The sequence below is a fragment of the Streptomyces sp. NPDC102462 genome, assembly GCF_044765425.1.
Classification (GTDB): domain Bacteria; phylum Actinomycetota; class Actinomycetes; order Streptomycetales; family Streptomycetaceae; genus Streptomyces.
On sequence record NZ_JBIWKB010000048.1, the window covers coordinates 15,515 to 37,099 of the forward strand.

Here is a 21,585-nt window from a genome sequence, read left to right on the forward strand (position 1 = left end):
CGATCAGTCAGGAGCAGACGACGGGCCGGACGCGCCGGGGAGGGGCCGCGCCCGCCCGTCCGTTCACGGCTGAGAAGTGAGCTGCGTCAGTTTGGTCTGCAGCGAGGCCAGCGCGGTGGCGGGCTCGGCGTCACCGGAGAGCACCGGGTAGATGGCGTCCTGGATGGCCGCGGACACATCGCCGTAGCGAACGGCCTTGGGACGTGCGACTGCGGCGTCCAGGGACCGCTTGAGGTCGGCCAGGTAGGGGAACTTCTTCTGCAGGGCGCGGTCCTCGTACAGGGCGGTTCGGGTGGGAGCGGTGGACGCGGCGAGCAGGTTGGCGCGTTCGGAACTGTCGCTTGTCAGGTAGGTGATGAAGTCGCGGGCGGTCGTCTTGTGCCGGGTGAAGGACGAGACGGCGAGGTTGTAACCGCCCAGGGTCGAGGAGCCGGTGCCGTCGAGGCCGGGCAGGGGCGCGACGTCGAACTTGCCGGCGACCTTGGAGGAGCCATCGGTCTTGTTGGCCAGGTCCCACACGTAGGGCCAGTTGCGCATGAAGATCGCCTTGCCGGACTGGAACGCCTTCCGTCCGTTCTCTTCCTGATAGGTGAGGTCCTCGTGCGGGATGGTGCCGTCCTTGAAGGCGCCTGCCAGCCAGCTGAGTGCGGTCTTCGCCTGGGCGGTGTCGACCGTGGGGTTTCCGTCGGTGTCGAAGACATGCCCTCCGGAGGACTGCACGGCCTCGGAGAAGTTGACGACCAGGCCCTCGTACTTGTCGAACTGCCCCGCGTAGCAGGAGGCCCCCTTGGCCTGCGGAAGTGCCTTGACCTTGGCGCAGTCGGCCCGCATCTCCTGCCAGGTGGTCGGTGGCGTCTTGATTCCCGCGGCGGTGAGCAGATCGCTTCGGTAGAAGAGCAGGCCGCCGTTGGTCTGCCAGGGGACGCTGTAGAGGGTGCCGCGGTACTTCGCCGAATCGACGGCGGCCGGGAGCAGACCGCTCGTGCTGGTCGAGGCGGGCATCGCGTCGATCCACCGGTTGGCCGCGAACTCGGAGGTCCATGTCACGTCCAGTCCGAGCACCGAGAAGGCGGTCGACTTGACCTGGGCGTTCTGCTGGAGTTGCTGCAGTTGGGCGTCGGCGGAGGCGGGGAGTTCGTCCAGCGTGACCTTCTCGGAGGGGTGGGCGGTGTTCCAGGCGTCCACCTGCTTCTGCAGGGCGCCGGACGTGTCCTTGCCGACGGCGAAGGTGATGGGACCGCGATCGGTGCTGCTGCCTGCTGTGGACGTCTTGTCGTTCGCGTCGCCGCTGGAGCAGCCGGCCAGGACGAGGGCGGTGGTGGCTGCCAGGGCTGCCAGGCCGGTGATTCTCGACGTACGCCAGGTGGTGCGGGTGCGGCTCATACGTGCTCCTTGCGGTGAGGGGGAGTACGGGAGGGGGAACGGGCGCGGCTCGCGAGCGGTCGTCGCAGACCGGGGAGGGAAGTCCCGGTCAGTCAGCTGTGTCGAGGCTCGGGAACGGGCGTCAGGAGACCTGAGTGACCGCCCGATCGGGAGTCCGTGCTCGGGGAGTTGCGGCTCTCCAGGTAGTCGATGATCGCAACGGCCCCGGCCGCGGCCCAGGCTTGTGGACGGCATGCATTCGGATAGGCGAGAACGGGCTCACCATCGTGGGCGGAGGTGCCCGCGTACAGTTCCGGGAGTCGGAAATCAAACTGCTCGGCGGCGGTGACGACACCCTCTGCCAGCGAATGAGCGACGGCGTGCCGGCCCTCGGCGGCCAGTCCGAGCACCGCGATGGCTGTGTCGTGCGGCCAGACGCTGCCGCAGTGGTATGTGTGCGGGTTGAACGCCCTGCTGGTCGAGGACAGGGTGCGCAGTCCATAGCCGCAGTCGAGGTCGGGTTGCGACAGTCGACGGGCCACCAGGTCCGCCTCATCGGAGTTGAGCAGGCCGGTGCCGAGCAGATGCGCCATGTTCGAGGCCGCTCCGTCCACAGGCCGTTTGGCCGCGTCCAGGGCTATGGCGGGATAGACGCCGGTGGCGTCGTTGATCCAGAAGGCGGCGCGGAACCGCTGTTGGAGCCGGGCCGCCCAGTCCCGCCAGCGGTCGGCTCCGGGCAGTCCGAAGGCGTCGAGGAGGGTGGCGCCCTCGGTGGCGGCCGCATACGCGTAGCCCTGCACCTCACACAGTGCCAGCGGGGCCTGTGCGTGTCGCCCGTCCGCCCAGCGCACGGCGCCCGCGGTGTCCTTCCATCCCTGATTGGCCAGGCCGCCCCGGGTGGAGGACCGGTACTCGATGAAACCGTCCCCGTCACTGTCGCCGTGGGTCGTGATCCACTCAAGTGCCGTGAGCAGGCTCGGAAGAAGCGCCTCGATCTCGGCTTCGTCCGCGCCTGCCCGCCAGGTGCTGTGCAGGAGGCGGACCCACAACATGGTGGCGTCGATGGTGCCGAAGTAAAGGGGAGGGATCACCATGTCGTTCAGGCGCAGGGTCTCCCGGCGTACTTCGTGAAGAATCTTGCCCGGCTCCTCCTCCGCCACCGCGTCGTGACGTCCGCCCTGGCGCCGCTGCAAGGTGCGCAGTGTCCCGAGGGCCAACCGCCGCGCCTCGGGCATGAGCAAGGAGGCCGACCACAGGGCGTCCCGGCCGAAGAGGGTGAAATACCAGGGGCTGCCGGCGGCGAGGAAGCAGTCCGCAGGCTCCAGGGGATCGGCCAGCAGCATGCGCTGCAGATCCTGGAGACTTGCCCGCAGCAGTCTGCGACGCCGAGGGTCGCGCGGCTCCTCCACTCCGGTTCGGCGGGTGAGCACCGGCGGAATCCGCGGGGAGACGGACAGGAAGGTGCGCTCGACCGTCCCCGGATCGTTGTGCCGGGCGACCGCCCGCAAGGTCACCCCGGCCGACTGCGCAGGCGCCAGGTCCAAGGTGAACGACAGCACCACGTCCGCGTCCTCGGACGTCATCTGCATCGGAACCGGGTCCGCGGTCAGCCGAACCTCCTGTGCCGCGCCTGCCCAGCACGCGCCTCCGGACACCGGGTGAGCATCCACGTGCGGCTCCTGCCGGCCGCCGCGCACGACATGGACCGGCGCCAGATCGGTGCCGGCACGCGCCCGAAGAGTCGCCGTCACGGGGGCATCACCGTAATTGACCAGCTCCAACCGTTCCTTGAGCCCGTCCTGGCCCACGGACCGGTGGCGGTGCAGCACCACCGACGGATCGGCGCCCTCGTCGCCGTCCAGACGCACTCGGGAGGTGAAGACGGCGCTTGCGGGGTCCTGGAGCTGACACCCGACCGGCTCCACCGCAGCGTCGGCCACCTCCACCTCCAGGCGGGAGAGCACCCGGTAGTCATTGGTGTAGAAGCCGTCGAGGCCCTGCGCACGTATCTGGCCGTCGCCGGAACTCAGGCACACGGAGGGTGCCCAGAGCAACGTGACCAGTTCATGCAGAGAGCTCGGGCGGACGTGGCTCACATCGCCTCCGTGAACGTGGACGGGCTGACTTACGGTAGGATTTTGAGCGCGCAAATCACGGCGGAGGGAACCGTAGCAGGCCGGACGACCGCCGACCAGGGCCCGAGTTCAGGGACAATGCGGTGCGGGCGGACCAGTAGGAATCGGAGGCGCAGATGGCGGAACCGGGGCACCGCGAGCCGGCGGGCGGAAACGTTCCCACCCTGCAGGACGTGGCACGGGCGGCGGGAGTGTCCAGGCAAACCGTGTCCAATGTCCTGCACGCGCCCGAGCGTGTGCGACCCGCCACCCGTGAGCGTGTCGTGGAGTTCATCTCCCGGCTCGGCTACCAGCCCAATCGCCAAGCGCAAGCGCTGGCGCGCAGCGCCTCGCGCATGATCGGTTACCGGATCCGCCCGCTGGCCACCGGAGCCCTCACCTCGATCCACGACAGGTTTCTGCACGCTCTGGCCGAGGCCGGCCGGGCGGCCGACCACCACCTGCTGCTGTTCTCAGCCGACGACGAGTCCGCGGAGATCGACAGCGCCGGCCGGCTCCATCGCGGTGGAGCCGCTGACGCGTTCGTCCTGTACGACCTGACAGCCGACGACCGACGCCCGAAGGCGCTGATCGACATGGGGATTCCGTTCATCGCGTTCGGGCGGACGGACTCGGGTGCCGACACCTATCCCTGGGTCGACGTGGACAATGTCATGGGCACTCGCCTTGCCGTGGACCACCTGGTCAACCGCGGTCATCGCCGCATCGCGTTCCTCGGCTGGCCGTCCGGTCGCACCATCGGCGACCGCAGGGCACGTGGCTGGCACCAAGCCGTCGAAAGCCACCATCTCGCCTCGACCTGTGGAGTCCTGGACGCACGCAGCGAGGACTCGGTCCAAGCGGCCATCCAGGTCACCTTCAGACTGCTCGAACACGCCGAGCCTCCCACCGCCATCGTCACGGCCACCGACACGCTGGCCGTGGGTGCGATGCAGGCGGCTCAGCGATGGGGGCTCGAGGTGGGACGCGACCTCGCCATCGTCGGTTTCGACGACACGCCCACGGCGGCCGCCCTGGAACTCAGCAGCATCCGGCAGCCCATCGAGTTGGTCGGCCGGCAGGTCGTCGCGGCCCTGCTCGGCAGTGATGAGGCGGGTCCCGGACACCAGCTCCTGGAACCCCAGCTGGTCATTCGGTCCTCCAGCGCCCGGCCCGCGAGCCCGCGGCGGTAGCACCGCTCGTCCCGGCTGATGACCAGGCCGATGCGGGACACCCTTGAGCAATCGGTGCGCACACTCTTGACATGTGCAGCATCGGTTGGTTCCTTGGGGCCGCGTGTTTGAGCGCTCAAAAACGACCGTCCTCGTCGCCTCGCATCCTGGCGACCGACCCCCCAGGAACCGCCATGAGACGCATCACACCGTCGCCGTCACAGTTGCCGACCGACGGACCTCCCCGCCACCGAACCCTGCGCCGACGCCTCCTCGGCGCAGTCCTCGGGGTCGCCCTCGTCGGCTTCGCCGCCGGTGTCCAGACCCTCCACGCCGATCCGGCCCGCGCCAACACGACCCAGGTCGACAGCGCAGTCATCGGCTGGGACGGGGACAAAGACGCCGCCATCGCTCACCGAGGCGGCAGTTTCGACATCCGCGACGGGAAGAACACGACGGCAAGGTTCGGGATCTACAACAACCCCGCATCCCTTCAGTGGTCGAACGCCGGCGGCTACTACCCGGCACTGGTGACCAGCTTCCAGCGCGACAACACCACCGTGACCATCACCAACTTCGGCGACAAGGTGACGACCGGCGGCCACGACTACGTCGCCGTCTACTCGCGCGTCACCGTGGACAACCACGACACGGTGGCCCACACCGAGGACCCGGCGCCCTCGTCCGGCCTGATCCCGCTGAACAACGTGGGCAATACGGTGCAGCCCGGCCAGACGGTTTCGCACGACTACGTCATCGCCGTCGACCGCTTCGGAGCCACGTACCCGTGGCCTTCCGACAGCAGCCTGGCCGCGGCGGGTTCGTACGATTCCCACTACGCGCACATGACCACCTACTGGGACGGCCGGCTCCAGGAGATCGCCCAACTCGACCTGCCGGATCCCCGGCTGGTCAACGCCTACAAGGCGGGCCTGATCTACGGCGAGATCGTCAAGGACGACACCGCGCTCCATGTCGGGGAGAACGGCTACGACCAGGTCTGGAACCACGACCTCGTCGGCATGCTCGTCAACCGTTTCGCACAGGGCGACCTCGCCGACGCCAAGGCCCAGCTCACCCAGTTCGACCCGAACAACTCCCCGGCCAACTACGACGACGGACACTGGACCTTCCCCTGGCCCTGGGCCGTCTACCTGCAGAAGACCGGCGACACCGCCTTCGTGCAGAGCAACTTCAACCGCATCCGGACCGAGGCCCACCAGATCCAGACCGACGCGACCGGGCCCGGCGGCGTCATGAAGGCCACCTACGACATCGACAGCATGGGCCACTGGACCGTCGACAACGCCGAAGCCCTGATGGGCCTGACCGCCTACCGCTACATCGCGGACAAGCTCGGCAACACCCCCGAGGCGAACTGGGCGCAGCAGACCTACAACACCCTGCTGTCCGCGGTGAACACAGCGCTGACCAACACCATCAACGCCAACCACCTGACCTACATCCCCTGCGCCGTGGACGCGCCCAACGACGGCAACGCCTGCGGCCAGAAGAACAACGCCAACTGGGCCGCGTTGTTCCTGTTCGGCCGCTGGAACTGGGACGGCTACCTCTTCGGCGCTCAGCAGAGCGGCCCGATGGCCGCCATGCTCGACTCCACCTACGCCAACGGATTCGCCAAGCTCTCCGGGCTGCCCCCGCACACCTACGGCGGCTACACCGGCTTCAGCACCGGCTACAACGCCGGGTACGGTGAGGCCGGGCTCGCTTCCGCCGACCACCGCGCCGAAGGCGTGTACGACTACCAGTTCATGATCACGAACACGCAGAGCGCGCCGTTCTCCTGGTGGGAGGGCATCCCCACCGCCGGGACCACCAACTGGTCACCCGGCACGCACGCCACCGCCGGCACCGGTTCCAGCCCGCACATGTGGGGTCAGGCCAACGGCTCCAAGGTGCTGCTCGATTCCTTCCTCGCCGAGAAGACCGACGGACAGGTCATCGTCGGCCGCGGCCTGCCCACCGAATGGCTGCGCTCCGGCGCCAGGACCAGCGCCACCAACGTCCCGATCGCCGGCGGCCACCGCATGGGCGCCACCATCACCAGCAGCGGCTCCGCGGTGACGCTGAACCTGAGCGGTGACAGGCCCGCCGGCGGCGTGTCCTTCCAAGTCCCCGCCTTCGTCGGGAACATCGCCTCCGCCACCGCGGGCACCGTGAACTCGGCCACCGGCACGGTCACCCTCCCGGCCGGCACCACGTCCACCACCGTCACCCTCACCAGGCCCCCCGCCTTCCAGAGTTCCGGCGGTCTCGACCTCAATGGCTACTGCAAGTCGATCGGAAACACCGGCGGCGTCAGCCTCGACGGCACCACCGCCAACGACTGGCACTGCGTCACCCCCGACGGCGACCATGTCTCCATGAGCATGGATGACGCCTGCACCTACGCCTACCCGTACGCCGCGAGCGTCTTCTCGCGTGCCGCCACGGCCAGTGACCCGAACAGTTGGGCCTGCTGGCACTTCTGACCCAGCCCGGTCGGCCGCACCCACGGACCCGTTCCCGGCCTGACGCCCGCACACGTCGGGCCGGGAGCCCCGGGCCCGCAAGGCAGCAGCCGACCCCAAGGGCCCTGATGTGACCACCGTTCGATGTCGTCGATCTCGGCGACCGCACCGCGCGCGTCCTGCACACTCCGGGCCATCGGCCCGGCAGCAGTCCTTGAGTCTGAGCCCCCACCGGACACCCAGGAGTGTTTCGTGACCGACGTCAGCCGCCGAAGGTTTCTGCAACTCGCCGCGGGCACAGCCACGGCGACCAGCCTGTCCGCCGGGATCGCGCGTGCCGCGTCCATCCCGCCCGCCGCCGGGAGCGGCACACTCGCCGACGTCCAGCACGTCGTCGTCCTCATGCAGGAGAACCGGTCCTTCGACCACTACTTCGGGACGCTGCGCGGAGTCCGCGGTTTCGGCGACCCGCGCCCGCTCGTGCTGCCGTCCGGGAAGACCGTCTTCCACCAGGCCGCCACGTCGGGGCGCGAAACGCTGCCCTTCCGCCCGGACGCCGACCACCTCGGACTGCAGTTCATCCAGGACCTCGATCACAGCTGGTCCGGCACGCACGCGGCGTGGAACGGCGGCGCGTACGACCGGTGGATCCCCGCCAAGTCCACGACATCGATGGCCTATCTGACCCGCCGGGACATCCCGTACCACTACGCCCTGGCGGACGCTTTCACGGTGTGCGACGCCTACCACTGCTCGATGCTCAGCTCGACCGACCCCAACCGCTACTACATGTTCACCGGTTACTCGGGGAACGACGGCAAGGGCGGCGGGCCGGTGCTCGGCAACGAGGAGGCCGGCTACTCCTGGACCACCTTCCCCGAGATCCTGCAGCAGGCCGGCATCAGCTGGAAGGTCTACCAGGACATCGGCACGGGGCTGAACGCCGCCGGCGGTTGGGGCTGGACCAGCGACGCGTTCATCGGCAACTACGGCGACAACTCGCTGCTCTACTTCAACCAGTACCGCAACGCGCAGGCCGGCAACCCGCTGTACGACCGCGCCCGCACCGGGACCCACGCGGCAGGCGGCGACGGCTACTTCGACCGGCTGCGGGCCGACGTGGCCGCGGGCACCCTGCCGCAGGTCTCCTGGATCGCCGCGCCCGAGGCGTTCTGCGAACACCCCAACTGGCCCGCCAACTACGGCGCCTGGTACGTCTCACGGGTCCTGGACGCGCTCACGTCCAACCCGGACGTATGGAGCCGCACGGTCCTGCTGCTGACCTACGACGAGAACGACGGCTTCTTCGACCATGTGGTCCCGCCGTTCCCGCCGGCCTCCGCGGACCGCGGCCTGTCCACCGCGGACGTGAGGCAGGACCTGTTCGGCGGTTCGTCGGGCTACGGCGCCGGGCCGTACGGGCTCGGGCCGCGTGTGCCGATGCTCGTCATCTCCCCGTGGAGCACCGGAGGTTGGGTCTGCTCGCAGACCTTCGACCACACCTCCATCGTGCAGTTCATAGAGAAGCGCTTCGGCGTGCACAACCCCAACGTCTCCGCCTGGCGCCGCGCCGTCTGCGGCGACCTCACCTCTGCCTTCGACTTCTCCCGCAGCGACGCAGGCGTCCCCGGCCTGCCCGACACCAGCGGCTACGCCCCGCCCGACCACGGCAACCCCGGCGACTACGTGCCCGCTCCGCCGGCCACCGGTACGCTGCCCAAGCAGGAGAGCGGCCTGCGCAACGCCCGGCCGCTGCCGTATGACCTGGTCGTGGACACCAAGGCGGTGGGCGGCCGCATGCAGTTCACGTTCGCCAGTCTCGGCGCCGCCGGGGCCGCCTTCCACGTCACCTCGGCCACCCGCTCCGACGGTCCCTGGCCCTACACCGTCCAGGGCGGCAAGAGCCTGACCGACAGCTGGGCGCTGCCCGGCACCCGCTACGACTTCTCCGTGTACGGTCCCAACGGGTTCCTGCGCCGCCAGGCCGGAACCAACACCGCGGTGGGCCCCGAGGTCATCGCCCGCCATGACAACGCCGCCGGACAGGTCACGCTGACGTTCACCAACGCCGGCAGCACAGCCGTCACCTTCACCGCCACCGACGCATACGCGCCGAACGACCACTACTCCTACACCGTGCAGCCCGGCGCATCCCGCACGGTCGCCGCCTGGGGCGTTGCCGACGGCCACCACTGGTACGACGTCACCGTCACCTGCAGCGGCGACGGCGCGTTCGTGCGGCGCTTCGCCGGGCACGTGGAGACCGGCGCGGCCGGCACCAGCGACCCTGCGACCGCCACCGTCTGAACCGGCCAGGCCCGGCGCCGCAGGGCGCCGGGCCGACAGGCAGGCAGCGGTTGCAGGGGGTGGAGCCACAGAGGGTGAGGCGTTCGGCGCCGGGTCAGGTGAGCAGGTCTGCCCGCTGTCAGGCGCGCGGGCCGTTCGGCTGGGTGCGCCAGGCCAGCACACCGCCGGAGAACCCGGAGCGGAGCCGCGCTGTGATGCGCAGTGCCGTGGTAGTGACGGTGGGGAAGGAGACCTGGTTGAACCGGTCGGTGGCGATGCCGTAGTCGGGGGCGCCGTCCACGGGGTGCCACTGGCCGTCCGCGGCGAGGTACTCCAGCCGCCAGGACTCGGGGACGCGACAGGCACCGTGGCCGGTGTCGTCGTACCAGTACACCGATACCGTGTCGACGCGGACGGGCTCGGCGTAGCCGTACCGGACCCACTCCTCGGTACCGGTGCGGTCCCACCAGGTGAAGCGCGGAATCGCCTGGTCGTAGGAAGTCGATGGCTCGACGTCGGCGTTCATGAGCAGTGCCTGAGGACTGTCGACGCCGCTGAAGGAGGCGGTGACCGCCGCCCACTCGAATGCCCTGCCGGACGTGGAGGCGGTCGGGAAGGATGTGATGCGCAGTCGCGCGGCGGCCGCCGGGATCAGGGTGAGGCGTTCGACCGGCTCCGTGGTGCGGGCCGGGCTCTGCTGCAGCGGAGCCACCACGTCCTGGTCGTCGCTCCGCCAGCCGGTCAGGCGCCGGCCCTTGGCCCGCATGAGGACCGGGGTGCCGGAATGGGTGAAGGGGTTGGCGGCGCGGGCGCGGGTGCGTTCGACGGTGAAGGACCGGGCAGGATCGTGCCGGTCCAGCTCCAGTGCGTAGTTCCACGGCGAGGCGGGGCGCACCTCGTACTCCGGCCATGCGCTGCTGCCGCCGGACTGCTGCCACTCCTCCTCGATGCGCAGGGAGTAGTTGACAGGGCCGTGATAGATGGAGACGGAGTTCTCGTTGCTGCTCCAGGTGCGCACCGTCGTGCGCATCGGCAACCGCAGGACGATCTGGTCGCGGTCGTGCCACCGGCGGTCCAGGACGAGGTGGCCGCCGCTGCGCCGGACGGGCACGGGGCGCCCGCCGAGCCGGACCGAGGGCTCCTCGCACCATCCCGGAACCCGCAGGTACAGCGGGAAGTGGACGGCACGGGGAGTGGACACGGTCAGGGTGACGGTGTCGTCGAAGGGGTAGTCGGTGCGCTCGGTGACGGTGACCGTGGTGCCGTCACCCACCTTGGCGCGTACGGAGGACTCGGCGTACAGGGAGGCGCACAGGCCGCCGTCGACGCTCGCGAGCCACATCTCCTCGGCGTAGTAGGGCCACCCCATCCCGTAGTTGTGCGGACAGCAGCGGTACTGGTGGATGCCGGGCATGTACGCCTGCATGGCGAAGGAGTTGTTGAACTGGCCGTGTGACTTGGCAACGTTGTCCAACTGGATGCTGTTGGCCGCCGTCACGTAGTGGGTGCCCTTCTGCTCTGGGTCGAAGGCGGCGGGCAGCATGTTGAGGGCCAGGTCCTCGCAGCGGTCGGCCCACAGGGTGTCACCGGTGATACGGGTGAGTATCTGGTGGCTGTGCATGTACTCGACGATGCCGCACGTCTCGAAGCCCTGGCGCGGGTCGTGGTAGCCGGGGCGTGCGTTCTCGTCCGCGGCGAAGCCGCCGCCGGGGAACTGCCCGTAGCTGCCCATGACGGTGTCGTAGACACGGTGCGTGGCCACGAGGAAGGAGGGGTCGCCGGCGAGGACGCCGTACTGGGCGGGTTCCCGGAAGCCCTGGGCGAGATTGACGTTGTGCCAGGTCGGGATCGTGTGGGTGTAGTCGGCGCTGTGGGTGTGCATGGCGCGGACCAGGTCCAGCAGCCAGTCGTCGCCCGTGCGGTTGTAGAGCCAGTAGGCGGTGTCGATGGTGTCTCCGACGCGGGCCGAACCCCAGCCCTGCCCGAAGAGGGTGCCGGGCTGGGCGTGGAGGAACTTCAGCCAGCCGGTCAGAGTTGGTACGACGCGATCGTCGCCGCTGTACTCGTGCCAGGTGCGCAGCGCGTCCAGGACCGGCATGTAGGGCCAGAAGTCCGGTCCGCCGTTGAGCGAGGTGCGCAGGCCGGAGGGGCCGAAGAAGCCGTCGGGCTGCCGGGTGGCGAGGATGCGGTCGATCCAGGCGCGGGTGAGTTCGAGGGTACGGCTGTCCTGGGTGACGTAGCCCAGGTCGCCGAACCCCCGCAGCCAGTAGGGGAGTTCCTCCCAGCCGTCCCGCTCCGGAACGGCCCATCCGCTGGTCTTCTCGTCCAGGTAGTCGGACACCTCGGGCATGCGCCCGGTCAGGCCGTCGAGTTGGAGGTCCAGCTGGGTGCGCAGCCAGCCCTTCGGAGTGATGCTGCCGGGCGGCAGCCGCAGGAACGGCTCCTGCTGCAGAGGGGCGCGGTTGACGGTGTAGTGGGGGTGGGAGCCGGCGGCCGGGGCGACTGGACTCGGGGACGACGAGGCCTGCGCGGGTGCGGCGCCGCCGCTCAGTGCGACGGCACCGGCCGCGGCAGACATGGATCTGGTCAGGAACGTACGGCGTTCCATGGGGCGTCCCTCCTGGTCAAGGACCGCGTCCAGCGGTCGCGCGGAACAGTGCAGGGGCATGTGGCGGGGTGGCACCGGCAGGCCGACACGGGCCGGCGCAGTCGTGCGGTGTGGTTCTGCCGTTCGATCGCTGCAGGTGTGCGGTGAGAGCGGGGCGAGGACATCGCCGATGACGGTCCGCGCCTTCCACCACGGTGACGGCCAGTCGGCTTGCCGGTGGCAGCAGGTGAAGGGTGCGCGAAGCGGGGGAGAGCGCTGATTCGGGGTCGGTCGGGCGGGCCGTGTGGCGCAGCGCGCCGGGGGCGCCCGCCGGGGCCGGCACCCAGCAGTGGTCGTCGCCGCCGGCGGCGGTCAGTCGGTTGTCCTCCTCGTCGATCCGATGGCCGTTCGGGTGGGCGGTGCGAAAGTCGTCTGGGCATACGGAGCTCTCGCTGACGAGCGAAGCGGAAACCCGCCGGGCTTGTAGGCGACCCGGCCCGACAGGTTCGTACAACGTTGTAGATGCACAGTGGACGACGGCCTCAAAAGCTGTCAAGACGTCAGACTCGCCCGTTGCGGGAACGTCCATCACCGAGCATCTTCCCGCCGGGCGGCATGGGCTGAGCCAGGTGCCGCGACCAGGGTGCCTCCACGGCACGCCGGTCGCGGCGCCCGGCTGCGGCGCCTGAGCGGTCGCTCAGATGGAGAAGCGCTCCTTCGCCAGAAGGGGACGCACCCGTGATGCGAAGCCGCCGGTGCGGAAGGGGCGTTGCCCCAGTCCGGGGCGCAACTGCTGGGCGAGGGCGGCGGCGATCATGCCCTGGTCGAGGGCCAGGACGAAGTCGCTGACCCGTCCGGTCGTCACGTTCACGGAGTCCCGGAAGCCGTACGTGTCGTCGTACGCGCCGAAGTCCGCATCGAGCGCCTTGAGGTTCCTGAGGGCCTCGGTGCGGGCGTACGGCAGTGCGAGGAAGGAGGCGTGCGGGGTGACGACGCCGAGGGAGTTGTAGCCGTCCTCCTGCATGCCGATGGCGTCGACGCCGTATTCGCGGTACCCGCCCTCGGGGATGTTGGCCGGCGAGAAGCCCCAGTATCCGTAGTTCGCTTCCTGCATGCCGTGTTCGATCTGGCTGCGGACGTAGCGGGTGTGCGTGACACCCCACGAACGCGACGACCATTCGGGCTCCGGCACGAACAGCGGCACCATCAGCGCCTCGAACATCGACCCGCCCCAGGTGGGCACCAGCTTGCGGCCGCGGTAGGTGTAGTGCCCCTGCCAGACACGGACACCGTCGATGGTCTTGTACGAGCCCTCGGGCTCCTGCTCCTGCCCCATGCCGGGCAGCAGTGTGCGGAACATGTGCCAGTAGTGCTCGGTGGGCAGGCTGCCGTCGGCGATGCCGAGGTAACTGGCCATCCTTGGTTCGGTGTTGAGGGCACCGTAGTGGTGCCCGGTCGGCTCGCCCTTGCCGGGCTTGTCCGGCCAGAAGCCGCCGCGGAGCTGGCCGGGGCCCGCGACCGGGTCGGCCGGGTCGTAGGGCGTGTAGTAGTACGACCAGTCGGCGCCGGCGAGGAGCTTCGCGATGCGCGGGCGCAGGGCGGGGGAGGCGTCGGCAGCGATGAGCAGGCCGGTGACGAGCCAGGCGTTGTCGACGGTGGAGAGGAACGGGCGGACGGTGCTGCCGTTCTCGGGCCAGGCCGTGAGGACCGAACCGTTGTGTGCGTCGTACCAGTTGAACCAGAATCCGTGGGCCCGCTCCAGCTTTTCCACCGCGGCCACGGTCTTGGCGAGGCGGTGTTCCATCGTCTCCCGGGCGATCACGCCGAGCCCGCCGGCGGCGGCCGTCGACCAGAGCCCGCAGCCGATGTTCGTCGGCGAGGTCTGCACGGACGGCACCGGGGCGCCGGACCCGCTGACGTCGACCTTGTCGGTGACGAGGCCGAAGTCGGTGGTCATCGCCTCGATCGAGCGGTACGTCGAGCGGAACCAGGTGCGCAGCAGCGACGTTTCGGAGACGGCCGGAGCCGCGCTCGCGGCCGGAGCCGAGCCGAGTACGAGGGCGGCGCCGCCGGCGCCGGCAGTGGTGAGGAACGTACGGCGGTCCATGAAGGTCCTTCTTCCGAAAGGGCGGATGTGGAAGGGAAGTTCGTGGTGCTCGTGGGGCGCGAAGGGCGGGGTCGGCGCCTGTCAGGGCAGTGCCGGCACCGCCCGGCGCGGGCCTGCGGGGTCAGGAGCTCACAGGCCCGGGGACCGGGACGGCGGGGCGGGAGTCCCGGTCCCGTACGCCACGGATCGGCCCACCCGGGTGGGGAGCCGGCTCCGTGACGGGTCTTGTGCCGAGGACTCAGAGGCGCGGCAGGGCCTTTTCCCGGCCCAGGCGGCCGAGCCAGTGGGCGGCAGGCTTGGGCGTGCGCGCGAAGGTCTCGCGGTCCCAGCCGATGAGCCCGAACGTCGCCTCGTAGGTGCCCCACTCGTAGTTGTCGAGCGCGCTCCAGGCGAGGTAGCCGCGGACGTCGATGCCGTCCTCGATGCAGGCGGCGACGGCGTCGAGCGCGCCCGCGTAGTAGTCGATACGGCGCTGCTCGTCCGCGGTGGCGATGCCGTTCTCGGTGACGATCAACGGCGTGCCGGGACCGATGAGTTCGGCGGTGTGCCGGATTGCGTGGCCGACGGCCTCGGGGTAGTACTCCCACGACGTCAGGGTGCGCTCGACGTCGGCCGGGGCCGGGACCGGGCCGTCCGCGCCGATCCTGGTCCGGGTGTAGGACTGCACGCCGATCCAGTCGTCGCCGCGCGCCGCCTCGATGAAGATGTCCTCGCGGGGGTACCGGTAGGCGTCGGTGATGTCCTCGGCGCCGGGCTCGGCCTGGTAGACCTGGTTGGCGATCGTCCAGCCCACCTGGATCCCGGAGTTGATGGCGCGGACCACCTTCACGGCGGCGTGATGCGCGGCGATGACCGCGTGCGTCGTCTCCTCGTCGGGGAAGGGCAGTCCGGCGGGCGGGAAGCCCTGCTCACCGCGCTTGGCGAGACCGGCCATCACGGCGATCATGTTCGGCTCGTTGATGGTGCACACATGGCTGACGCCCTCGCCGATGATCGGCGCACACTCCACGACGTACCGTGCGAAGAGCTCTACGGCGCCGTCGGCGGTGAAGCCGCCCAGGTCCTCGAACCACTGCGGGATCGTGAAGTGGTGCAGCGTGATCACCGGGCGCAGGCCGCGGGCGAGCGCGCCCTCGACCATGCGTCGGTAGTGGGCGATCTCGGCGCGCGAGAAGTGGCCGCGGGCGGGCTCGATCCGCGCCCACTCGATGCTGAACCGGTAGTCGGTGAAGCCGAGTTCGGCGAGCAGGTCCATGTCCTGCGCCCAGCGGTGGTAGCTGTCGCAGGCGTCCAGGCTCGGCTCCTGGATGCCGGCTGCCGGGTCGTGCTCCTTGCGCCACCAGTCGCTGTTGACGTTGTTGCCCTCGATCTGGTGGGCGGCGGTGGAGGCGCCCCACAGGAAGCCGTCGGGGAAGGGCGTGCGGGCAGGGGCGAGCGTCATGGTGTTGCCTGTCTTTCTGCGTACGTGGGGAGGGCGACCTGGGCGGGTCACTTCATGCCTGCGGTGGCGATGCCCTGGGTGAAGTGCCGCTGGAGAACGGCGAAGACGATGAGCACGGGCAGGACGACGAGGAGCGAGCCCGCCATCAGCATTCCGTTGCCGCCGCCGATCGTGCGGTTGGGGTCGTTCGCGAAGGTCGCGAGGGCCACCGGGAGGGTGTACTTGCCCGGGTCGTTGGTCGCGATGAGCGGCCAGATGAAGTTGTTCCACGACCCGAGGAACGTGAAGATCGTCAGCGTCGCGAGTGCCGGTTTGACCAGCGGAAGCACGATCCGCCAGAAGATGTACCACTCACCGGCGCCGTCCATCCGGGCAGCTTCGAGCAGTTCGTCCGGGATGGCCTGCATGAACTGCCGCATCAGGAAGACACCGAAGGCGCCCGCCGCGAAGGGCAGCACCAGTCCTGCGTAGGTGTCCAGCAGATTCAGCTGGTTGATGAGCACGAACAGCGGCAGGACCATCAGGTTCGCCGGCACCATCAGCGCGGCGAGCACGATCCCGAAGACCTTCGAGCGGCCGGTGAAGTTCAGCTTGGCCAGCGCGTAGCCGAGCATGGAGCAGAACAGCAGGTTGCACACGGTCACGAGCACGGCGACGATCACCGAGTTCATGAAGTAGCGCGGCATGTCCAGCTGGTCGAGCAGATCCCGGAAGTTCTGCAGGGTCCACTCGGACGGGATCCAGACGGGCGGGCTCGCGGTGAGGTCCTTCTTGGTCTTGAAGGAGCTCAGCGCCATCCACAGGAAGGGCGCGGCCATGACCAGCAGGCCGAGCGAGGCGACGACGTAGAGGAGCGGCTTGCGGACGTGGCCGTCCGTCCTGCGCGTGGGGGTGACGGCGCTCATTTCGTGTTGTCCTTCATCAGTCGCAGCTGCAGCACCGTGATGCCCATGATCACCACGAAGAGGACGTACGCCATGGCGCTCGCATAGCCCATGTTGAAGAAGCTGAAGCCCTGTTTGTACATGTCGAGCGACACCGTCAGCGTGGCATCGGAGGGACCGCCCTGCGTCATCACGAACGGTTCCTCGAACACGTTGAGGTAGCCGATGGTGGTGATGACCGTGGCGTACAGGAGGGTCGGGCGCAGCAGCGGCACCGTGATGCGGCGCAGTTCCTGCCAGGCGCTCGCCCCGTCGAGCCGCGCGGCCTCGCGGACCTCGGTCGGGATGGCCTGCAGGCCGGCGATCATCAGGACCATCACGGTGCCGAGGTTGCGCCACACCGCCATCACGATCAGGGACGGCATGGCCCACGCCTCAGAGCCGAGGAAGTCCGGTGCCGTGAAGCCGAGTTCGTCACCCAGCCCGGCGATCAGACCGTCCGAGGGGTCGAGCACGAACCGCCACACGATCGCCACCGCGACGATGGTGGTGACCACCGGTGCGTAGAAGCCGACGCGGAAGAAGGTGCGGGCGCGGTCGATGCCGTTGTTGAGCAGGACCGCGACCAGCAGACCGAGCCCGATGGTCAGCGGCACCCCGATGACGACGAAGTAGGCGGTGTTGAACAGCGCTCTGAGGAACTGGTCGTCGCCGAACAGCTTGGCGTAGTTGTCGAAGCCGACGAACTCCGCCTCCAGGGGGCGTCTGACGTTGCGCTGCCCGAAGTCGGTGAAGCTCATCAGGAGCGTCGCGATGATCGGGAAGAGCATGAAGACCGCGAACAGCGCCAGGAACGGGGTGGAGAACAGCCAGCCGGCCAGGTTCTGCCTCCCCATCGGGCGTCTTCCGCGCCGCCTCCTGCTGCCGTTTTCCGGCTCGCCTGGGACCTTTGCGGCCCCGGACCGCGCGGGGGTGGGTGTCGTGATGGACATGGTGCGCCCTTCGGACTTCTGCGTGGGAGAAGGGGTTACTTCTGGACGAGGCCTTCGATCTCGCTGTTGGCGGCGTCGAGCGCGGTCTTCGCGGATGCCTTCCCCTGGACGACCTTCTCGATCGCGGAGTCGATCTTCGAGGTGATCTCGGTCCACTTCGGCTGGGCTGGGGAGACCTTCGCCGACTCCATCTGGGTCTTCCAGACCCTCATCTTCGGGTCGGTGGCGAGCTCGCCCGACTTCCAGGCGTTCACGTTGGCCGGGAGGTCCTTGGTGCGCTGGAACCAGTCGGCCTGGCCCTTGGCGTCGGTCAGGTACTTGATGAACTCCTTGGCGGCGGCCTTGTGTTCGCTGTCCGCGGAGATCGTCAGGGCGGAGCCTCCTGCCATGGAGGCGGAGGTCTCGTCGGCGGGCACGTTCGCGACGGCCCACTTGTCCTTCAGGTCCGGGTAGTTCTCGTCGATCAGGCCCATGAACCAGGGACCGCCGAAGAACATCGGCACGGAGCCGTTGTTGAAGTCCTTCGTCACGTCGTAGCCGGGGCGGACCGACTTCTCGGCGAGGCCCTTCTTGAAGTAGGTGCCGTAGTTCTCCAGGGCCTTGACGGCCTTCGGGCTGTTGGCGACGGCCTTGCCGTCCTGGGTGACGATCTCGCCGCCCGCGGAGTAGAGGAACTGGTAGAAGCTCTGGACCGTGTCGAGGCCGCCGGGCTGGATCGAGATGCCGTACTTCGTTCCGGCGTTCTTCTGGTACTTCTCCGCTGCCGTCTGCAGCTCGGCCATGGTGGCCGGGGCCTTGTCGATGCCGGCCTTCTCGGCGAGGTCGGTGCGGTAGAAGAGCACGCGGGTGTCCACGTACCAGGGCACGCCGTACGTCTTGCCGTCGTACTGGCCCTGCCTCCAGCCCGCAGGGAAGTAGTCCTTCTCCTGGAAGCTCTCGGTGTCGACCGGCTCCAGGGCGCCCATGTCCGCGAACTCGGTCACGTAGCTGCTGCCCATCTGCATGACGTCGGGCAGCTTGTTCGCGGCAGCGGCGGCGACCAGCTTCTGGTGGGCGACGTCCCAACCGATCGGGGTCACCTTGACCGTGATGTTCGGGTTGGCCTTCTGGTAGACCTTCGCGACGTCACCGAGCTTCTCGCCCTCAGTGCCCATGGCCCACACGGTCAGCGTCTGCTTCGCGTCGGCCTTGACCTGTTCGCCGCCGGAGCCGCCGCAGGCGGTCAGGCTCAGGGCGGACGCCAGGGTGACCGCGATCGCGGTGGTGGTGGCTCGGCGGTTCATGGACGGCTCCTCCTTGAGCGGAACATGGAATGTATGCGTTGTCTGTAAGCGCATACATCACTCTGTGGGAACCCGTCGGATGTAGCAAGAGGGGGCTTGGTCACACTCTCGTAACGGGGGTGACATCAAGGCGCTGTGAATGTGTCGTGTGTGTGCGGGTGCAAGTCGACCCTAGACGAAACACTCCACCGGGCTGCGTGTGTGCCTGGACGCGCGGCGACGGCGGCGAGGGGCTGCGCAAGCCGGTGCTGGTGGTTGCAACGTTGTACGACTCGTCGGTGCCGCCGCCCGGGCAGCTCGCCGTGCGCAACTCGCTCGCCGAGGCGGGCGAGCCGCAGGTCACTGAGGCCGGGCACGGCGAGTATGAGGGGACGCAGGCGGACCAGGCCGCGTCACTGCTGAGCTCTTCGCCCGTGTGCTCAAGTGACGTGTGTAGGGGGGCGCAGTGGGAGGATCGGCAGGGCGAGCGGGCGGGCCGTGTCGACGGTGAGGTGTCGTCGCCGAGCCTGCTGCCGCCGTTCAGTGATGACGCCCGGACGTCGCCGCGCCGTCCCCCAGGTTGCCGACGGCTATTTCAGCCGGCCCGTGCACCCGCAGCTGCTCCGGCGGGTGATGGACACCGGCAGTACCATCGACACGGGCTCCTTGTCCTGCCGCCCGGTCAGACGGCGTACCAGGAGCTCCACCGCTTCCTCGCCCATCTGCCGCATCGGTTGACGCACCGTGGTGAGCGCGGGGCGCACCAGACGGCTGAGCGCGATGCCGTCGAAGCCGGTGACAGCGATGTCATCCGGCACCCGCATGCCCCGGCGCTCCAGCGTGTGCAGGGCGCCCACGGCCATCTGGTCGTTGGCGAACAGCAGCGCCTGCGGCCGCTCCCCGGGTCGGTCGAGTAGCTCATCGGCGGCGCGAGCACCCTCGGCCTGTGTCATCATGCGGACGCGCAGATCGGGTTCTTCGGGCACGGAGACACCCGCGGCGCGGCAGGCTTCGACGTACCCGCGGAAACGGGCCTCCACGTCCGGTGACTCCTCCGCGGACCCGACGTAGGCGAGGCGGCGCAACCCGTGGTCCTCGATGAGGTGGCGGGTGAGTTCGCGCTGGCCGTCGGCGTTGGCGACCTCGATGTGGTCCAGGTGGTCGAGGTCGTCGGACTCGCGCGGCCCCGCCAGCATCACCACCGGCTGCCGCTGCGAGATGACCTCCAGGTCCTCCGTCGGGACGGTGCGGGCCAGTACCGCGAACCCGTCGACGCGGCCCGCCACCTTCGCCACCAGGCTCTCCGGGCCACCCTTGAGCGAAGCCGCGATCAGCAGCGCGTACCCATGGCGGCGCGCGGCGCGCTCCATGCCGCGGATGATCTGGTCGGAATAGAGCATCGCGGCGTCGTCGGCGTCGTCGCCTGCGCTGTTCTCGGCCTCCGACTCGGCGTCCGGGTCGGAGTAGTCAGGGAAACACAGGCCGAGTACTCCGGTGGTGCGGCTGGCGAGACCGCGAGCATTTCCACTGGGCACGTAGCCGAGCTCGCGGGCGGCCCTGAGGACACGCTCGCGAGTCTGAGCGCGGACCGTGTCGGGGGTGCGGTAGACCCGGGACACGGTGGCGATGGAGACGCCGGAGCGTTCGGCGACGTCGTACACAGTGGGAGCTGCGCTCACTGGGTGGGATCCCCCCGAGTCCGTTGCAGGCCGGCCGGGCCTGAGAGTGTGTGAAAGCGCATTCACCCTAGGTCGGGACGCCGCGCGGGGCAAGGTCGGCCCGGGGCATGGGTTCGCAGAGGTGTCATCGCGGCGACCGGGAAGGTTCACGAGGCGCACCTGCGCCGGCGCATCACCGCTGCCTTGCAGGCATGGCCATCCCGTCACTCCCCGACCGAGCCTGGTCGAAGCCTGCGCCCAGGCGGGCGGCCCGCACCGCCGCCGATCCGATCCCGATGGACTTCGAACGGGCCTGGGCGCGCGGCTCGCCGGATTCCGGCAGCGGCTCGGCGAAGGACTGATCATGCGGATCTCCACCCTGCGGCGGCCAGGCCACCCACCCCGGTGCCTGCATGTGCCACGCCGGCAAGTGGGGCATCGAGGGATTCATGGAATCCACCGCCAAGGATGTCGCCCCGTTCGGTATCGGCGTCACCATCATCGAGGCCGGAGGCGCGCGGACCGAGTTCCGCTACAGCAGCCTGCGGATGGCGACTCCGCTGGGGGAGTACGACGGCACGCCGGCCGCCATGACCCGCGCAGCCAAGGACCGCAGTCGGCCTTCCCTCGGCTCGTGGAGGTGGCTGGTGGCGTCGGTGCTCGGTCTGCGGGAGGCTCGGGAGGAGAAGGTCCGGGAAGAGATCGCGCGGCTGGGGGAGGAGGCGGAGCGGGTGCAGGCTGCACTCGGTGAGGCGGAACGTGTGCTGCGTGGGCTGGTGGATGCCCGCGCGACGGTGGCCGCGGTGCTGGCCGAGCTGCCCCCCGCGGCCGGGGAGCCGCAGCGGGGCGCAGTGGCCGGCTCGGTGGTGCGGCACCGGATCGACAGCATGACGGCGTCGGTCCTGGCGCCGGACTACCAGCGGAACGTGTCGGTGCTGGAGCCGGAAGCGGGCCGGGAGGGCATGCGCTGTCTAGCATCTGGCCGGGGTTCCGGGGTTCCGGGGTTCCGGGCTTCAGGTGGTGTCCCGGCGAAGGTCGAGGGGGTGCAGTCGAAGGCGAAACGCCTGGTGGAGCGGGGGTGGGCTCGGCATGTGTGGGCGGGGGTGCTCACCGCGCTCGTGGTGCCGGCCGGCTGAAGGCACCGGGGCGGCGTCCGGCGAGGCGGCCGCTCATGCCTCGGCCGCCCAGCCGACCGGCACAGCCACCGTCCGCCCACACCAGACGGGTGGAGAAGTGCATTTTGCGCAGT

The 21,585-nt window shown here is 69.3% G+C and carries 14 protein-coding genes; 5 read left to right on the plus strand and 9 right to left on the minus strand.

Going from position 1 to position 21,585, the window contains the following annotated elements; translation table 11 throughout:
* Positions 1-63: 63 nt before the first annotated feature.
* Together ACIRFL_RS31935 and ACIRFL_RS31940 are read right to left on the minus strand one after the other, a co-directional pair.
* Entirely contained in the window at positions 64-1,383 is a 1,320-nt protein-coding gene (locus ACIRFL_RS31935; protein ID WP_404035233.1) for an ABC transporter substrate-binding protein, read from the minus strand.
* 92 nt (positions 1,384-1,475) lie between these two features.
* Entirely contained in the window at positions 1,476-3,458 is a 1,983-nt protein-coding gene (locus ACIRFL_RS31940) for a glycogen debranching N-terminal domain-containing protein (RefSeq protein WP_404035235.1), read from the minus strand.
* 155 nt (positions 3,459-3,613) lie between these two features.
* Here ACIRFL_RS31940 and ACIRFL_RS31945 point away from each other — a divergent pair, with 155 nt between their 5' ends.
* The 3 genes from ACIRFL_RS31945 to ACIRFL_RS31955 all read left to right on the plus strand — a co-directional run bounded on the left by ACIRFL_RS31945 (position 3,614) and on the right by ACIRFL_RS31955 (position 9,426).
* Positions 3,614-4,669: a LacI family DNA-binding transcriptional regulator gene (locus tag ACIRFL_RS31945; RefSeq protein ID WP_404035238.1), complete on the plus strand. Its 1,056-nt coding sequence runs from the start codon at positions 3,614-3,616 to the stop codon at positions 4,667-4,669.
* Between the two features lie 173 nt (positions 4,670-4,842).
* Positions 4,843-7,140, plus strand: coding sequence for a hypothetical protein (locus ACIRFL_RS31950; RefSeq protein ID WP_404035241.1), 2,298 nt, complete (start codon positions 4,843-4,845; stop codon positions 7,138-7,140).
* A gap of 231 nt (positions 7,141-7,371) precedes the next feature.
* Entirely contained in the window at positions 7,372-9,426 is a 2,055-nt protein-coding gene (locus tag ACIRFL_RS31955) for a phosphocholine-specific phospholipase C (protein WP_404035244.1), read from the plus strand.
* A gap of 118 nt (positions 9,427-9,544) precedes the next feature.
* Here the strand turns inward: ACIRFL_RS31955 and ACIRFL_RS31960 are convergent, their stop codons facing one another.
* The 7 genes from ACIRFL_RS31960 to ACIRFL_RS31990 all read right to left on the minus strand — a co-directional run bounded on the left by ACIRFL_RS31960 (position 9,545) and on the right by ACIRFL_RS31990 (position 20,357).
* Positions 9,545-12,013, minus strand: coding sequence for a beta-L-arabinofuranosidase domain-containing protein (locus tag ACIRFL_RS31960; protein ID WP_404035247.1), 2,469 nt, complete (start codon positions 12,011-12,013; stop codon positions 9,545-9,547).
* Between the two features lie 676 nt (positions 12,014-12,689).
* Positions 12,690-14,099, minus strand: coding sequence for a glucoamylase family protein (locus ACIRFL_RS31965; RefSeq protein ID WP_404035250.1), 1,410 nt, complete (start codon positions 14,097-14,099; stop codon positions 12,690-12,692).
* A 238-nt stretch (positions 14,100-14,337) separates the two neighbouring features.
* On the minus strand, positions 14,338-15,540 hold the full coding sequence (locus ACIRFL_RS31970) for a glycoside hydrolase family 1 protein (RefSeq protein WP_404035252.1): 1,203 nt from the start codon (positions 15,538-15,540) through the stop codon (positions 14,338-14,340).
* Between the two features lie 47 nt (positions 15,541-15,587).
* Positions 15,588-16,445: a carbohydrate ABC transporter permease gene (locus ACIRFL_RS31975; RefSeq protein WP_404035255.1), complete on the minus strand. Its 858-nt coding sequence runs from the start codon at positions 16,443-16,445 to the stop codon at positions 15,588-15,590.
* Positions 16,442-17,416 carry a carbohydrate ABC transporter permease gene (locus tag ACIRFL_RS31980; protein WP_404035257.1) on the minus strand — a complete coding sequence of 325 codons (975 nt, stop codon included), beginning with the start codon at positions 17,414-17,416 and terminating at the stop codon, positions 16,442-16,444. Before ACIRFL_RS31980 ends, ACIRFL_RS31975 begins: the two co-directional genes overlap by 4 nt.
* 35 nt (positions 17,417-17,451) lie before the next feature.
* Entirely contained in the window at positions 17,452-18,699 is a 1,248-nt protein-coding gene (locus tag ACIRFL_RS31985; protein ID WP_404035259.1) for a sugar ABC transporter substrate-binding protein, read from the minus strand.
* Between the two features lie 569 nt (positions 18,700-19,268).
* A complete protein-coding gene (locus ACIRFL_RS31990; RefSeq protein ID WP_404035262.1) occupies positions 19,269-20,357 on the minus strand; it encodes a LacI family DNA-binding transcriptional regulator in 1,089 nt (362 codons plus the stop codon).
* 191 nt (positions 20,358-20,548) lie between these two features.
* Between ACIRFL_RS31990 and ACIRFL_RS31995 the strand changes: the two genes are divergently transcribed.
* On the plus strand, positions 20,549-20,698 hold the full coding sequence (locus ACIRFL_RS31995; protein ID WP_404035264.1) for a hypothetical protein: 150 nt from the start codon (positions 20,549-20,551) through the stop codon (positions 20,696-20,698).
* 87 nt (positions 20,699-20,785) lie between these two features.
* A complete protein-coding gene (locus tag ACIRFL_RS32000; protein ID WP_404035267.1) occupies positions 20,786-21,472 on the plus strand; it encodes a hypothetical protein in 687 nt (228 codons plus the stop codon).
* The last annotated feature ends 113 nt before the right edge of the window (positions 21,473-21,585 follow it).